The sequence below is a fragment of the Bacillus sp. FSL K6-6038 genome (assembly GCF_038050455.1).
Taxonomy (GTDB): domain Bacteria; phylum Bacillota; class Bacilli; order Bacillales; family Bacillaceae_G; genus Bacillus_A; species Bacillus_A pseudomycoides.
On record NZ_JBBOUH010000001.1, the window covers coordinates 1,504,254 to 1,519,856 of the forward strand.

Below are 15,603 nucleotides of genomic sequence, written 5' to 3' on the forward strand. Positions count from 1 at the left end.
GAGTAGGATGGAAACAAATATCACTTGGCATACAGCATCTGTTTTAAAAGAGGAAAGACGAAAGAAAAGTGGTCACCACAGTTTTGTCCTTTGGTTCACAGGCTTATCAGCTTCTGGAAAATCAACAGTAGCAAATGCGGTTGCCCGAAAATTATTTGAAAAAAATATTGGTAATTATGTACTCGATGGCGATAATATTCGTCATGGTTTAAATAAAGATTTAGGATTTTCCGAAAGTGATCGGACAGAAAATATTCGTCGTATTGGTGAAGTGGCGAAGTTATTTGTAGATCAAGGGACAATTGTATTAACAGCATTTATTTCTCCATTTCGAGTGGATCGCCAGCAAGTAAGGGATATTCTTGAAAAGGACGAATTTCTCGAAGTGTTTGTAAAGTGTCCAATAGAAGAATGTGAGAAACGTGATCCGAAAGGGCTCTATAAAAAAGCGAGGCAAGGCGATATTAAGCAATTTACGGGCATTGATTCGCCATATGAAGAGCCGTTTGGAGCAGAAGTGGTTGTAGAAACGCATCTTTATTCGATTGAACAATGTGCAGAACAAATCATCGGTTACTTACAAGAGCGTAGCTTTATATAGGGGGAATAAAAATGAATTATGACAAAGTGTGGGCAAACAATGAAAAGTTAAATGCTACAGAGAAAAAGAAATTAGAAAAAGATGGCTTAGAAATCTTTAAAGCTATTCTGTATTATGCTGAAAATGGATTTGATTCTATTCCGAAAGAAGAGTGGGATTCATTTAAGTGGGCGGGGTTATATTTACAACGTCCAAAAGAGGCAGGGTATTTTATGATGCGCGTTAATATTCCTTCTGGTATTTTAACGAATGAACAAGTGGAGGTATTGGCTTCAATTGCGGAAGATTATGGTCGTGATGTTCTTGATATTACTACAAGACAGGCGATTCAATTCCATTGGCTTGAAATTGGTCAAATACCAGATATTTTTAACCGCTTAGAAAAAGTAGGATTATCATCAGCGGGAGCTTGTGGTGATATTACAAGAAATATTATTGGGAACCCCCTTGCTGGTATTGATGGTGATGAACTATTTGATACAGCGCCAATTGTAAAAGAGGTATATGATTTCTTTCAACATAATGAAGAATTTTCAAACTTACCTCGAAAGTTTAAAATGTCGATCAGCACAAACGTATATAATGCAGCAAATGCTGAAATTAACTGTGCTGCCTTCATTCCGGCTACAAAAGAGATTGATGGAAAAACGGTGGAGGGATTTCATTTACGAGTAGGCGGGGGGTTATCTGCCCGTCCGTATTTAGCACAAGAACTAGATTTATTCATACTTCCTGGGCAAGTGAAAACAGTTGCGATTGCAATTGCTACTGTTTTCCGTGATTTTGGATATCGTGAAAAACGACATTTGGCACGTTTGAAATTCTTAGTTGCGGATTGGGGACCGGAAAAATTCAAAGAAAAATTATTAGAATATACAGGACATTTACATGATAAGGGGAAGGATGCTTTAAAAGGATGGAATGCTGGATATTTCTACGGTGTTCATAAGCAAAAACAAGGGGATTTATCATACGTTGGTTTTAACGTACCGGTTGGTCGCTTACACTCTGAGGAGTTCTTTGAAATTGCTAGAATTGCGAAACAGTACGGAAATGGTGAAATTCGTACATGTAACTCACAAAACCTCATTATTCCGAATGTTCCGAAAGTCAATATAGAAGGACTGTTAAAAGAACCTTTATTTGAATCTATTTCTGCAAGTCCAAAATCTTTCATCGGATATGCGGTATCATGCACAGGTATTGAGTATTGTAACCTTGCATTAGTAGAAACGAAAGAAAGACTACGTAATATTGCAGATTATTTAGATACACAGCTTGCTTTAGATGTTCCGGTTCGTATTCATATGGTAGGATGTCCAAATTCATGTGGACAAAGACAAATTGCGGACATTGGTTTGCAAGGGGTGAAATTGAAAACGAAAGAAAAAGGAATTGTTGAAGCATTTGAAATTTATGTAGGTGGTACGTTATTAGATGGTGGTGTCTATAACCAAAAATTAAAAGGAAAGATTGATGGAGAAGACCTTCCCAATGTTCTTGTATCGTTTTTAACATATTTTAAAGAACATAAACTGCCAGCTGAAACATTTTATGAGTTTGTAGGACGCGTTGGTATAGAAGATTTACAAGGGGCCTTAAACCATATTTTAGAAGAAGTGATTGCATCTTAGGAGGGAGCAATATGGATTTGTATCGTTTTGAAGCAGTATTGGCAAATGGTGTTGTTCCTGTAGTGGTTGTTGCGCAAAGTGAAGAACAGGCGTTTAAACTTGTGGAAGTAGAATTAGAGAAGTATTTTTTACCGCTTCCAGAAGTGAAGGAAATCTCTCTATATGAAAAAAAGAAGATTCGAAAAGGTGCAGCATTTGTCATTCGTGAGCAGGAGACAGTGTAATACAAATTGAAAAACCGATATCAAACCTTTCTTTTTAGATGGGAGAGAGCATTCGACCATGCATAGCAGCGGTCAGCTCCTCCTCTTGCCTCATGTCGAGTGAAAACAAAGAGAGAAAACGAGTGCGGGTCACCTTTTGTTCTTTATAGCAGTGATTTATATGTTGGAAAATCAAAATGGATTTATATAGTAACTTCTATTTGTAATAGGGATGGAAGTTTCACCTTATAGTAGAAATGAGGAGAGATGATGGGAAAAGTATATATCGTTGGTGCGGGGCCGGGAGATCCAGAGTTAATTTCTGTAAAAGGGGTAAAGTGTATCGAACGAGCGGATGTCATTTTATATGATCGTCTTGTAAATAAGGAATTACTTTCTTATGCAAAGCCAGATGCAGACTTAATATATTGTGGGAAGCTACCAAACTATCACACCATGAAACAAGAAACGATTCATGCTTTTCTTGTTAAATATGCGAAAAAAGGAAAAATTGTAACCCGTTTAAAAGGTGGAGATCCATTTGTATTCGGAAGAGGTGGTGAAGAAGCGGAAGCGTTAGCAAAGCATGGTATTCCGTTTGAAATTGTACCTGGTATTACAGCTGGGATTGCTGCTTCAGCATATGCTGGTATTCCTGTTACACATCGGGACGCGAGCGCAAGTTTCGCTGTTGTGACAGGGCATCGGAAAGAGGGGGCTGAAGAAGAAGTGAAGTGGGAAAACTTAGCGAAAGGTGTTGACACGCTTGCTGTTTATATGGGAGTAAGCAATCTTCCTTATATATGTGAACAGCTTTTGAAACATGGAAAAGGAGAAGATACGCCAGTTGCTATTGTGGAGTGGGGAACTACATCATCTCAGCGAACCATTACAGGAACGTTAGGAACAATTGTAACGATTGCTGGAAAAGAGCGGATTCAAAATCCGAGTATGATTGTGATTGGAGAAGTTGTTCGTTTTCGTGAAAAAATTGATTGGTTTGAACGCCAGGCTGACATTACGTATCCAGTAAGCGGAGTGTTATAAAATGAAAGCTGTGTTATATATATGCCATGGAAGTAGGTTGCGAGAGGCGAAAGAGGAAGCGATAGACTTTGTTTCTTCTTGTATGAATCGTGTATCAGCTCCTATTCAAGAGCTGTGTTTTTTAGAGTTAGCAAAGCCTTTTATTTCAGAAGGCTTTGCTGCTTGCGTAAGAAGAGGCGCAACAGAAATTGTTGTTGTTCCGGTCTTTTTATTAGCAGCAGGGCATGTGAAAGAAGATATCCCAAATGAGTTAAAAAAAATGAAAAATAAATATCCTCACATTGTAATGACTTACGGGAATCCGTTTGGTGTTTCGGAATCACTCGTATCGGCTGCGTATAAGGGAAGTGGCATTAAAGAGTATGAAAATGAAGTGACCCTATTGCTTGTTGCAAGGGGGAGTAGTGATCCTGAGACGTTACAAGATATTAAGCATATTGCTTCTTTGTTTGAACAAGAAGAGAAAGTTGGAAAGGTAGAAGTATGTTATTTAGCTGCAGCGGAGCCGCGATTTGAGGAAAAGTTAAAAGTAGTTGTAAACCGAGCTAATGAGAACATCGTTGTTCTTCCTTACCTACTATTTACAGGATTGTTAATGAAACATATTGAACGAGAGGTTCGCAATTATAGTTATTCGAGTATACATGTATGTCCTTATTTGGGGAAAAATCATGTATTTCAAGAAATGTTGATTCAGAAAACGGAAGAAATTTTAAGGGGAGATGTGCGTGTACCCACTTACAGTTCGAATTAGAAATAAACGAGTTGTTGTCATTGGTGGTGGCCGAGTGGCATCATATAAAATCGCGCCTTTACTAAAAGAAGGAGCGAATATAGTAGTAGTGAGTCGTGGTTTAGATAAGAGTTTAATGAAGCTTGTAGAATCAAAGAAAATTCGCTGGTTTCAAAAAGACTATGAAAAAAGTGATCTAGAAGATGCATTTTTAGTAGTAGCAGCTACAAGTGATGCAATATTAAATGAGCATATTGCACAAGATGCATCATTAAACCAGCTTGTGAATGTGATTACTAATCCTGAAAGTGGAAATGTTCATTTTCCAGCAACTATGCATAGAGGAAAGCTCAATGTTGCCGTTTCTACTGGAGGTGCAAGTCCAAAACTTGCGAAAAAAATTCGGGATGATATTGCGATGAAATATGATGAGACATATGAAGACTATCTTGATTTCTTATATGAAGTAAGGATGAAGGTGAAACAATTACGACTAGAAAAAAGACAACAGAATATTTTATTGCAAGAAGTGTTGAAGCTTGAGTATATTCAAAACCAGCAGAAAAGAGGAAGGTTTTTACAAGAGTTAGCTGAAAGAGTATGTGTAGAATAGAATACACGTATTGCTTAAAATATAAATTAAAAAACTGAGATAAACCTTTCTTTTTAAGTGGAAGAGAGCATCCGACCATGCGTAGAAGCGGTCAGATCCTTTTATATAGCCGGACAAATTAAATTCCTCTTTACAAATATAGCAATCTACTCTATAATCACAAGTAACTTCAATAGATGAAATCGATGAGCAAGAAGAGTACGTATATTTGATGCGTTCAGAGAGCTGGGATAAGGTGTGAGCCTGGTACGATAAAATATACAGAATGGGCTTGCGAGAGGTATGCTGAACTATTTAGTAGGCACCCCGGGTTCCGCCGTTACAAGGATAGGGTATCGGAATTTTTCCTGTACCTGAACAAGTGGGATTGTTTAATCCAATCGAGGTGGTACCACGGTATTATTACATATATCGTCCTCTACATGCATAGTAGCGTGTAGGGGGCTTTTTTATTTTCTAAAGGAGGTGTGCGAGTATGAAATGAAAGTGTATAATTAAGAAAAGTGGAAAAATTCAGAAAAGGAGAATTTACAATGAAAGAAACACAGCAATGGACATCGAAAATAGGTTTTGTACTCGCAGCAGCCGGAGCCGCAGTAGGACTTGGAGCGATATGGAAGTTTCCGTACGTTGCAGGTAATGGCGGAGGGGGAGCGTTTTTTCTAGTCTTCTTATTATTAACTTTATTTATTGGTATGCCTCTTCTTTTAGCAGAGTTTGTTATTGGTCGTAGTACACAAAAAGAAGCGGTTACTGCATATAAATTGTTAGTACCAAATAGTAAATTATATCCATGGATTGGTCGTATGGGTGTTGTCACTTGTTTTAGTGTATTATCCTTTTATAGCGTCGTAGGTGGATGGATTTTATTATATTTATATTATAGTGTGACAGGAAGCTTTTGGAGTGGGGCAGTTGAATATGGAAAATTGTTTGAACAAACAATTTCGAATCCTGCTAGCGCAGTAGGTGCTCAGTTAATCTTTATGCTTTGTACTATTTTTGTTGTAAGTAAAGGTGTAGAAAAAGGAATCGAAAAGGCAAGTAAGTATATGATGCCGCTATTATTTATTTTGTTTATTGCTATTATTATTCGTGCTCTTACACTTGATGGTGCATGGGCTGGTGTAGAGTTTTTCTTAAAACCGGATTTTTCAAAGCTAACAGCCGATACGATTTTATATGCGATGGGACAATCTTTCTTTTCACTAACAGTAGGTGCTTCGGTAATGGTAACATACAGCTCATACTTAAAGAAAGAGGAGCATTTAGCGAAATCAGCAACATCAATTGTAAGCTTAACGATTTTTATTACAGTGCTTGCGGGACTAGCAATTTTCCCGGCGATTTTCGCATTAGGGGTTAAACCGACAGAAGGACCAGGTTTATTGTTCATTATTCTTCCAGCTGTATTTGCGAAAATACCATTCGGACAATTTTTCTTTATTATGTTTTTAATTTTATTCTTCTTTGCAACCTTAACTTCTGCAATCTCGATGCTTGAAATTGTGGTTGCATCTGTAGCGAAAGATAATGAGGAAAAACGTCCTTCGGCATCATTTGTTATTGGATTACTAATTTTTGCGGTTGGAATTCCATCTGCACTATCATTTGGAATTATGAGTGATGTAAAAGTTTTCGGAAAAACATTTTTTGACTTAGTGGACTTTACGGTAAGTAATGTATTGCTGCCGTTAGGGGTACTAGCAATTTCATTGTTTGTACCGAATAAAATGAGTAAAGATTTACTAATGAAAGAATTAGAAGTTACAGAAACAAAGGGAAAAACATTATTTAACATTTGGTTTTTCTTACTACGTTATATAATTCCAATTACAGTAGTAATCGTATTTTTAAATGCAATTGGTATATTTAAGATGTTTGCAAAATAAAAAGGCGAGGGGAGATTCCCCTGCCTTTTTTATTTTATCCCGCTATTCACGGACAGTAATACTCTCGCTGATTAAAGTTTCAATTTATTGTGATGTAGATGTTTTTAATAAACGAGTATATGTTTTATAAGCTGTAGCAATTGATATAACGGAACCAATTAAAAATAGGATCGCACTACCAAGCGTAAATAATCGGCCAACATATGTTTCTTGGGCTTCTTGTAGTTCTGCTTGTTGTTCTGTATTCATGTGTATCCCCCCTAGATGAATAGGCATTTTGTTTTAGTTTATGTAAAATGCCTACAAAGTGTTAAAAATAATTTGGGGGACAAAACCATTGCTTTCGGGATAAATAGAAGACTCGGTATGTACCGAGTCTTCTATTTATCCGCCAGTAAAACCCATGCCTCAAAATTTCCACATGCGGAGGAAAAAACAATGATTAAAGTTTCACTTTATAATCCGATATAACTAGAAGGATCAACTGCATTTGTTTTACCCACGTTCCATTCGCCAATATGAAGTTCAAAATGTAAATGTTGTCCGAAAGATTGACCGGTGTTTCCCATAAATCCTAATTGTTGACCTTGTTTTACAGTTTGTCCATTAGATACAGAACGGCTGCTCATATGAGCATATACTGTTGTATAAGTTTTTCCGTTTATACGATGTGATAAGTAAACGACGTTTCCATAACTGGATGATAATTCGGAACGAATAACAACACCGTCTGCAGCGGCGATAATTGGAACTGTTCCAGCGGCTGCGATATCAATGCCTTTATGATTATCTAGGGAACGAGCGCCGAATCCAGAAGTTTTTGAACCAGCGGCTGGCTTAATAAATCCACCTTTGTTCGTATCTTGCGGTGTTGGTGCAGATTGTTTTTTTGCGTCCTCTGCCTTGCGTGCCTCTTCAGCTTTACGAGCTTCTTCCGCTCGTTTTTCTTCTTCAATTGCTTTTTGAACCGCTTGTCGTTGATTTTCTAAAATGCTTTTCGATTCTTCTAATCCCTCAATCTCAGAATCTACTTTGGATACTTTCGTATGTAAATCGTTAATGAGCGCTTGTTGCTGCTGTTGATTCGCTTGCAATTCTTGTTGCTTATGTTCTAATTTTTGTTTGGATTCCTCTAATTGCTGTTCCTTTTTCTCAACAGCCTCTTTTTCTGCTGTTACAGCCTCTTGATCACTTGTTTGTTTTTTTACAATATCGGTATCATTATTTAAAATCAAACTTACGGAATATATATTGTCAACAAGATCTGCGATGTTATTTGAATTTGTTAACACTTCCGTAATGATATTTGTGCGAGGTTTTTCTTGCATAGATTGCAGTCGTTGTTTAATGACATCTTGACGTGTATCTATGTTTGTTTGTAATTGCTCAATATGTTTCTTTTTCTCAGCAATGACTTGTTGAGTCTTGCTAATTTCTTTCTTTGTATCATTTAAATCAGCTTCATTTTTATTAATAGAAATAGTTAGTTCATCAATCTTTTTTTGTAATTCTTGTATTTCTTTTTCAATTTGTTCTTTCTCTGCTGATTTATTTTGTAAGTCGCTTTGTTGTCCTTCTAATTCTGATTCAATTGTAGATAATTTATCTTGATTTGTTTCCGCGTGTACTGGTGAAAGTAACGGAGAAACAAAAATAGTTCCTGCTGCTAAAACGCTGAAAGTTGCAAATTTTTTCATTGTTGTCTAGCTCCTTTCCCTATGAATGTATATATCATAAGAAGAAGAAGGGTGTCTATTGTTGTAATCATACTGTAAAGAAAATTTTATAAAATTGCTAAGTATTGTCGGAATTAAGAATATTTTAGGAGAGTTTGTCGTCTAATTGTAAAGTTGAAATTGGTATTAAGAATCGAATTTTTTAATTTTAGCAGCACGTAAAATGAATAAAAATGATTTCATTTTACACAATAAAGCTTTGTTTTAAAATCTATAAGTGAATAGTGAGGAATCGTTCTCATGTTAGGTTTTCTGACATGAGTTTTATTTTTGTCAAGAAAATTATTTGTATTCACACAAATTTATTTTGTTGTCAGATTTCATTTTTTGATTTATGATTTTTAACAGGGACAAAATGTAGTGAATTGTCGAATAATATGTAATACTCTTAATTTCTTAGTTTCATAGAACGAGAGAAGGGGAGAGTTAATGCATCTAAGAAGGGGGTTGCAGCAAGTATGAAAAGGATAGGACTTGCATGGCAAATTTTAATAGGTCTTGCGCTTGGTATTGCAGTTGGGGCAATTTTTTATGGCGATAGCACAGTGGTAGGATACTTAAAACCAATTGGTGATATTTTCATCCGATTAATTAAAATGATTGTTGTACCAATCGTCGTAGCGAGCATCATTGTTGGGGTTGCAGGAGTTGGTGATGTTAAAAAGCTAGGTCGATTAGGCGGAAAGACAATTATTTACTTCGAAATTATTACAACGATTGCGATTGTTGTTGGCCTACTGGTAGCGAATATTTTTCAACCAGGAAAAGGCGTGAATATGGATCAATTAACAAAGACTGATATTTCTAAATATGCAGAAACGACAGCTCAAGTGCAAAGTCATTCGTTTGCAGATACATTTGTAAATATCGTTCCGACGAATATTATGAAATCATTGGTTGATGGCGATATGCTTGCCATTATTTTCTTCTCTGTACTATTTGGTTTAGGAGTTGCGGCGGTTGGTGAAAGAGGACGACCGGTTCTTCAATTTTTCCAAGGCGTAGCAGATGCAATGTTTTACGTAACAAACCAAGTTATGAAGTTCGCACCATTTGGTGTATTCGCATTAATCGGTGTTACAGTTTCTACATTTGGTTTAGCTTCATTAATTCCGTTAGGGAAATTAGTAATCGTCGTTTATGGATCCATGATTTTCTTCGTCGTAGTTGTATTAGGACTTACGGCAAAATTATTCAGGATTAATATTTTCCAATTCTTCAAAATTTTAAAAGATGAGCTGATTTTAGCGTATTCTACTGCGAGCTCAGAAACGGTTTTACCGAAACTGATGGAGAAAATGGAGAAATTCGGTTGTCCGAAAGCAATTACATCTTTCGTTATTCCAACTGGTTACTCGTTTAACTTAGATGGATCGACGCTATACCAAGCGATTGCGGCAATTTTCTTAGCGCAAATGTACGGTATTGATTTATCCATTACACAACAAATTACATTATTACTTGTATTAATGGTTACATCTAAAGGGATTGCCGGTGTACCAGGAGTATCATTCGTTGTACTATTAGCGACACTTGGTACAGTAGGTATTCCAGCAGAAGGTTTAGCATTTATCGCAGGTATTGACCGTATTTTAGATATGGCTCGTACAGCAGTTAACGTTGTAGGTAACTCTTTAGCAGCTGTTGTTATGTCTAAGTGGGAAGGTCAATATGACGATGCAAAAGGACAAGCCTATTTAAAAGAGATTTCAGAGAAACAAGCAGCGTAATAATTGTCGTAAAAGCCCTCACATAAGATGTGGGGGCTTTTCTGTATAGTAAAGGAGAGAGAATAATGAAACGGAAATACGGAGATGGTTCGTCCTGGGAACGGCTAATAGAGAAAACATATGAAGTGAAGATCATAGAGCAAGGAATGTTAGGGATACTGCATACGCCCAAAGTGACAGAGCCTAGTTACAAGCAATATAATAATCAAGAACTTTGCATTGTAAATGATGGATACACATGGGTGCAGTATTTTATAAATGATAAGAACTTCGCGATTACAGCTATGCTCGATGAAAAGAAGAACTTAGTGCAGTATTATATTGATGTGGCAAAAAAATTTAGAATAGATGGGCGAGGTATGCCCTATTTCGACGATTTATATTTGGATGTAGTGTTATTACCTAATGGTGAGGTATATTTACTGGATGAAGATGAATTAGAAGAAGCGTATATAGCTGGAGATATTTCTGAAGAAGAACATAATGTAGCGTGGGATACGGCCAAATGGCTTATGGAGGAAATTGAAAAAGAAAAGCTTCCTTGGATTGCAATTTTAGAAAAAGAAATTCAAAAATTAAAATGACTATTTTCCTTTCTTTATGCTGATTTATTCGTGTTTTTGTATAAATATCAAAAAATACCAACTGTTTTTATACAAATAATAATTGACTTTTGATTTGTAAGCGAGTAAAGTTAGGAAAGAAATTATTATTAAAAATAAAATATGAAACCTTCTTATAAAGAGAGGCGGAGGGACTGGCCCTACGATGCCTCGGCAGCGGACTCACGATGGAGTGCTGTGCCAAATCCAGCAAGCATGTGCTTGAAAGATGAGGAGAGTGTTTCTTATAGAATTATAAGACCTCTTCTTTTCGGAAGAGGTCTTTTGTTATTGAATAGAAAAGGTTTAGAAATAGGGAGAGATGTTATTTTGAAACAAACGAGAGGGAATGGTTTGGCGTTATTACCGCTTGGAATATTTTTGGGGCTATTTATTGGTTCTGGCATTATTACAGGTGATTTCTATAAATTGCCGATACTTGTTGCGATTTTAATAGCTGTAGGAACAGCGTTAGTGATGAATCGTAAGGAAAGCTTTACAGTGAAAGTTGAACGGTTTGCCAAAGGGGCTGGTAATCCGGATATTATGATTATGGTGTTGATTTTTGTACTTGCTGGTGCGTTTTCTGAAACAGCAAAAGGAATGGGTGGAGTTGACTCTACAGTTAATTTAGCACTATCTATTTTACCGCAAGGGTTTATCGTTGCTGGGATTTTTGTTATAGGGGCCTTTATTTCACTAGCGATGGGAACTTCGATGGGGACTATTGCAGCGTTAGCACCAATTGCTGTAGGGATTAGCCAGCAAACAGATATTTCTATTGCGTTAACGATGGCAACAGTTGTCGGTGGGGCAATGTTTGGTGACAATCTATCATTTATTTCTGACACGACAATTGCAGCTGTTCGTTCGCAAGGAACAGAAATGAAAGATAAGTTTAAAACGAACTTTTTAATTGTACTGCCAGCTGCAATTATAACGATTGTACTATTAGTAGTTATTACATTAGGGAATCATACAGAAATTAAAGCTCATATGTTTGATTGGGTGAAAATTTTACCATACGCAGGTGTACTTGTTACAGCGTTGCTTGGATGGAATGTGCTCATCGTATTAACAGGTGGAACTGTATTATCTGGCATTATCGGCCTAATAGATGGAAGTTATACATTAGCGAGTTTCTTTAAAAGTGTAACGACTGGCATTGGCGGTATGATGGAGTTAGTATTACTAGCAATTTTAATCGGTGGAATGGTTGAACTCATTCAATATAATGGTGGTATTCAATATTTAATGGATATATTAACACGTAATATTCGTTCGAAAAAAGGCGCGGAGTTTGGAATCGCCGGTTTAGTGAGTATGACGAATATGTGTACAGCGAATAACACAATTTCTATTATTTTCACAGGACCGCTTGCAAAAAATATTGCCGATCAATATGAAATTGATCCACGAAAATCAGCGAGTGTGTTAGATCTTTTCTCTTGCTGCATACAAGGATTAATTCCGTACGGTGCACAAATGTTAACAGCAGCAGGATTTGCCGCATTATCTCCAATTGAACTGTTACCATATGCGTTTTATCCAATTTTAGTTGGAGTATGTGGTATAGTCTCCATTTTAATTGGTTTTCCGCGGTTTTCGAAGGTAGCGGAAAAAAAAGAATATCATAAAACAGCGTAAAGAAGAGGATGTCTTATATAAGGCATCCTCTTTTCTTTATGAAGCGTATATACACTTTGTTTAACTTTATATGCATCTTAATGTAGGGCTGACCCGGAATAGGTCTTAAGTCTGATTCGAAAACGGTTCTTAAGCTCGTTATGGAAAGTCAAAAAAATAGTTAAGATAAGAGTATCAAATCGAAGGGAGGCAAGCACAAGATGAAACAATTTTTAGCGTTTATCGCGGCCGGTATTTTGGCTTTGATTGCTCTTGGTAGTCTTGCTGGTATTGTAGGATTCGCAATTGGAGCAGGGATTGTGTACTGGAGCTATAAATCATTTGTGCGAGCACAATCATTTTTTGGAAAGTTAGCTTGGGGTATTGTCGGTTTAATCGGCTTGTCAATTGCCCTTTCCCATTCCCCAGCATTAATCGGTATCGTAGCATTAGTAGTTCTATACTATGGATACCGTGAGTGGAAAAAAGAAAAAGATGTAGTAGTTGATTCTGCTTCAGAAGGCTCTAAACGATATAGCAACTTTGAAGATGAGTGGAACAAGTTAATGAAAAACTAATATAAAACAATTTAAATCATAAAGTAGAAGAGAGGAAGATTATAATGAAACAATCTTTATTCGGACGTGTACGCGATGCAATTTTAGCAGATTTTCATAATGTTTTAGATGAGAAAGAAAGAAAAAATCCAATCGCTATGTTAAATCAATATTTACGCGATAGCGAGCGTGAAGTAACAAAAATTGAAAAGTTAATTCAGCGTCATAAAACACTAAAATCTAATTTTGCTCGTGAACTTGAGCAGGCTCGTTATTTCGTAAATAAGCGATCACAACAGGCGATAATTGCACAAGAAGCAGGGGAAATGCAATTGCATGAACGTGCATTAGAAGAAGTAGCATATTATGAAGGGCAAGTAGCTCGACTAGAAGAAATGTATGCAGGTGTAGTGGAGCAAATCGATGAGTTAGAACGACGTCTTTCTGAAATGAAAAATAAACTAAAAGAAATGAATGCAAAGCGTATGGAATTAATGGCACGTGAAAACATGGCTCATGCGAACCGTCGCATGAATACAGCTCTTCATAAAATGGATGAGAACAACCCATTCTTACGATTTGAAGAAATTGAAGATCACATTCGTGATTTAGAACTTCGCATGAATGAAGATCATGAGCGTGATACATTTGATATGAAAATTGCAAAACTTGAGCGTGAAATGAAAGAAAAGGATGAAGTATCCTTAACAAAAGAAGTAACAAAATAATTGTAGTACATTATAAAACGAGCTTATGATATAGTGATAGAAGAAAAGGTGTTGGAAAGCAATACCTTTTTCTTCTATTTATATGTGACAAGAAGGAGGGGAGCTGAAATGAAGAAACAATTTTCAAAATCACAACTAGTGGGGATGCTCCTCATCATATTTGGATTTGGTCTTTTTCTTGATATGATTCTCGGACATTTTGAACCGGGTGCTCTTATTTTTGCATTTATTATGATTATGTTCGGAAGACATTATCGGAAAAAGAATCGCTATGTGAGAGGTAATGTGTTTTTATTTGTCGGAGGACTTATTTTTTTATTCTTCCTGTTTTCATCAGCAGCCTTCGTGCTTGTTGTAGTTACTTGCTTAGCTTTCATCGGTTATCAGCTTATACAAGGACAGCAGAAGCCAAAAACTGTACAGGTAGAAATTAAGGAAAAAGGATATATAGATGAAGAAAAACAAATCTATCGTACAGAACCATATCTTAAAAATATGATGGTAGGTAACGTAAGAATGATGGATCATATTTATGAATTAGAGGATATTAATGTCCAGTACGGAGTCGGTGATGTTGAAATTGACTTGACGACGGCGATGATTCCTGAAGGAGAAACGGTTATCGTTATTCGTGGCGTTATTGGTAACATTCGTTTGTATGTTCCGTACGATATTGAATTATCTTTAAATCATTCTGTTATTGTTGGTAGAGTATTACTTCCAGGACATGAAGAGACAGGATTTAATCGAAATGTTACATTCAAAACAGAACAGTATAGGGACGCTCCTCGGCGTATTAAAATAATTTCTTCGCTTGTCGTAGGCGATACGGAAGTGAGGAAAGTATAATGAAAAAGCAAAAGAATATTTCATGGATGTATATTCGTTACTCTATGTTATCTTCTGTTAGTATTGCAATTATTTGTACGATTGTATATGTATGGAAAAGTAGAGAAGACGTATACGATTTATTGTGGAAAGAATCCATTGCTTCTGTTCCAATTAGCTTGTTCATTATGAGCACAAGTCTTCTTATTGGGGGAATTGTTGGATATGCAATTGGTTACTATATGCAGCAGCGTATTCAAGGTTTAAATACTTTTTTATTTGAAGTAGAGCGAGGTAATTTCCCAAAAGACGTTTCGTTTACTGCAGAGGATGAATTTCATGAAGTAGAGAGAAAGGTAATTGCGCTTGCTAAGCGATTAGAGGAACAAGCCGGATTATTTCAAAAAGTAACGAATGAACGAGCTCATTGGAATGAAGAGATGAGACAAGAAGCTATTTCTCAAGAAAGGCATCGATTAGCTAGAGAACTGCATGATTCAGTGAGTCAGCAGCTTTTTGCAATGTCTATGATGATGTCAGCTATTAATGAACAGGTAGCTCAAATTCCAGAAACAACAAAAAAGCAATTGCAGCTTGTGGAAAATATGGTCGTAAATGCACAATCAGAAATGAGAGCATTGCTGCTTCATTTACGTCCTGTACAACTTGAAGGTAAAAAATTAACAGAAGGTATAGAAGAGTTACTAACAGAGCTTTCAAGAAAACAGCATATGAAAATTGAATGGTTGATTGAGCCAATTCAATTGAAAAAAGGTGTGGAAGATCATTTATTCCGTATTGTGCAAGAAGCTTTATCCAATACGTTACGGCATGCGAAGGCAAAGAAAACAGAAGTTCGTCTTCGTCAAATCGATCAATATGCAATTTTAAAAATCATTGATGATGGTGTTGGGTTTGAAGTAGGTGTCAATAAAGCTGGATCATATGGTCTGAGGTCTATTCAAGAGCGTGTTCATGAAATTGGTGGAACACTAAAGGTACTAAGTTTTCCGAATAAAGGTACACAAATTGAAGTGAAAGTACCAATTATAATAGAGAGAGAGGGGGAGTAG

General features: G+C 36.4%; 16 protein-coding genes, 1 riboswitch and 1 other annotated feature. Of the genes, 14 read left to right on the plus strand and 2 right to left on the minus strand.

All coding sequences use genetic code 11. The features are described from left to right. Nucleotides 1–7: 7 nt before the first annotated feature. From cysC to NSQ40_RS07675, 7 genes are all read left to right on the plus strand, one after another. Nucleotides 8–601, plus strand: a complete 594-nt coding sequence (gene cysC, locus NSQ40_RS07645) for an adenylyl-sulfate kinase (RefSeq protein WP_003196208.1) — start codon at nucleotides 8–10, stop codon at nucleotides 599–601. 11 nt (nucleotides 602–612) lie between these two features. Continuing rightward, nucleotides 613–2,235, plus strand: coding sequence for a nitrite/sulfite reductase (locus NSQ40_RS07650; RefSeq protein ID WP_341286085.1), 1,623 nt, complete (start codon nucleotides 613–615; stop codon nucleotides 2,233–2,235). A gap of 11 nt (nucleotides 2,236–2,246) precedes the next feature. Further along, on the plus strand, nucleotides 2,247–2,459 hold the full coding sequence (locus NSQ40_RS07655; RefSeq protein ID WP_003196212.1) for a DUF3906 family protein: 213 nt from the start codon (nucleotides 2,247–2,249) through the stop codon (nucleotides 2,457–2,459). Between the two features lie 249 nt (nucleotides 2,460–2,708). Beyond that, nucleotides 2,709–3,485 (plus strand): uroporphyrinogen-III C-methyltransferase, encoded by a 777-nt coding sequence (gene cobA, locus NSQ40_RS07660; protein WP_258248220.1) that lies wholly within the window; start codon nucleotides 2,709–2,711, stop codon nucleotides 3,483–3,485. 1 nt (nucleotide 3,486) lies between these two features. Beyond that, nucleotides 3,487–4,239, plus strand: a complete 753-nt coding sequence (locus NSQ40_RS07665; RefSeq protein ID WP_003206312.1) for a sirohydrochlorin chelatase — start codon at nucleotides 3,487–3,489, stop codon at nucleotides 4,237–4,239. Further along, on the plus strand, nucleotides 4,214–4,831 hold the full coding sequence (locus tag NSQ40_RS07670; protein ID WP_033795977.1) for an NAD(P)-binding protein: 618 nt from the start codon (nucleotides 4,214–4,216) through the stop codon (nucleotides 4,829–4,831). Before NSQ40_RS07665 ends, NSQ40_RS07670 begins: the two co-directional genes overlap by 26 nt. 176 nt (nucleotides 4,832–5,007) lie before the next feature. Continuing rightward, nucleotides 5,008–5,253: a binding site (T-box leader), on the plus strand. A gap of 111 nt (nucleotides 5,254–5,364) precedes the next feature. After that, nucleotides 5,365–6,723, plus strand: coding sequence for a sodium-dependent transporter (locus tag NSQ40_RS07675; protein WP_033795976.1), 1,359 nt, complete (start codon nucleotides 5,365–5,367; stop codon nucleotides 6,721–6,723). Nucleotides 6,724–6,807: 84 nt separating this feature from the next. Here NSQ40_RS07675 and NSQ40_RS07680 read toward each other — a convergent pair whose 3' ends face one another. Both NSQ40_RS07680 and NSQ40_RS07685 read right to left on the minus strand, forming a co-directional pair. Beyond that, nucleotides 6,808–6,972 (minus strand): hypothetical protein, encoded by a 165-nt coding sequence (locus NSQ40_RS07680; RefSeq protein WP_003206306.1) that lies wholly within the window; start codon nucleotides 6,970–6,972, stop codon nucleotides 6,808–6,810. Between the two features lie 206 nt (nucleotides 6,973–7,178). Then, on the minus strand, nucleotides 7,179–8,420 hold the full coding sequence (locus tag NSQ40_RS07685) for a murein hydrolase activator EnvC family protein (RefSeq protein WP_003196224.1): 1,242 nt from the start codon (nucleotides 8,418–8,420) through the stop codon (nucleotides 7,179–7,181). A 497-nt stretch (nucleotides 8,421–8,917) separates the two neighbouring features. Here NSQ40_RS07685 and gltP point away from each other — a divergent pair, with 497 nt between their 5' ends. From gltP to NSQ40_RS07720, 7 genes are all read left to right on the plus strand, one after another. Continuing rightward, nucleotides 8,918–10,189, plus strand: coding sequence for a glutamate/aspartate:proton symporter GltP (gene gltP / locus NSQ40_RS07690; RefSeq protein WP_003196226.1), 1,272 nt, complete (start codon nucleotides 8,918–8,920; stop codon nucleotides 10,187–10,189). A gap of 65 nt (nucleotides 10,190–10,254) precedes the next feature. Further along, the gene (locus NSQ40_RS07695) at nucleotides 10,255–10,773 is read left to right on the plus strand and encodes a DUF402 domain-containing protein (protein ID WP_018781009.1); all 519 of its coding nucleotides are present in this window, start codon (nucleotides 10,255–10,257) and stop codon (nucleotides 10,771–10,773) included. Nucleotides 10,774–10,922: 149 nt separating this feature from the next. Then, nucleotides 10,923–11,027: riboswitch (SAM riboswitch) on the plus strand. A 94-nt stretch (nucleotides 11,028–11,121) separates the two neighbouring features. After that, nucleotides 11,122–12,438, plus strand: a complete 1,317-nt coding sequence (locus NSQ40_RS07700; RefSeq protein ID WP_006094179.1) for a Na+/H+ antiporter NhaC family protein — start codon at nucleotides 11,122–11,124, stop codon at nucleotides 12,436–12,438. A gap of 200 nt (nucleotides 12,439–12,638) precedes the next feature. Beyond that, a complete protein-coding gene (locus NSQ40_RS07705; protein ID WP_003196230.1) occupies nucleotides 12,639–12,995 on the plus strand; it encodes a lmo0954 family membrane protein in 357 nt (118 codons plus the stop codon). A gap of 44 nt (nucleotides 12,996–13,039) precedes the next feature. Next, the gene (locus NSQ40_RS07710; RefSeq protein ID WP_341286086.1) at nucleotides 13,040–13,702 is read left to right on the plus strand and encodes a PspA/IM30 family protein; all 663 of its coding nucleotides are present in this window, start codon (nucleotides 13,040–13,042) and stop codon (nucleotides 13,700–13,702) included. A 108-nt stretch (nucleotides 13,703–13,810) separates the two neighbouring features. Continuing rightward, entirely contained in the window at nucleotides 13,811–14,551 is a 741-nt protein-coding gene (gene liaF / locus NSQ40_RS07715; protein WP_033795975.1) for a cell wall-active antibiotics response protein LiaF, read from the plus strand. Beyond that, nucleotides 14,551–15,603 carry a sensor histidine kinase gene (locus tag NSQ40_RS07720; protein WP_003196236.1) on the plus strand — a complete coding sequence of 351 codons (1,053 nt, stop codon included), beginning with the start codon at nucleotides 14,551–14,553 and terminating at the stop codon, nucleotides 15,601–15,603. The genes liaF and NSQ40_RS07720 overlap by 1 nt, the downstream gene beginning before the upstream one ends.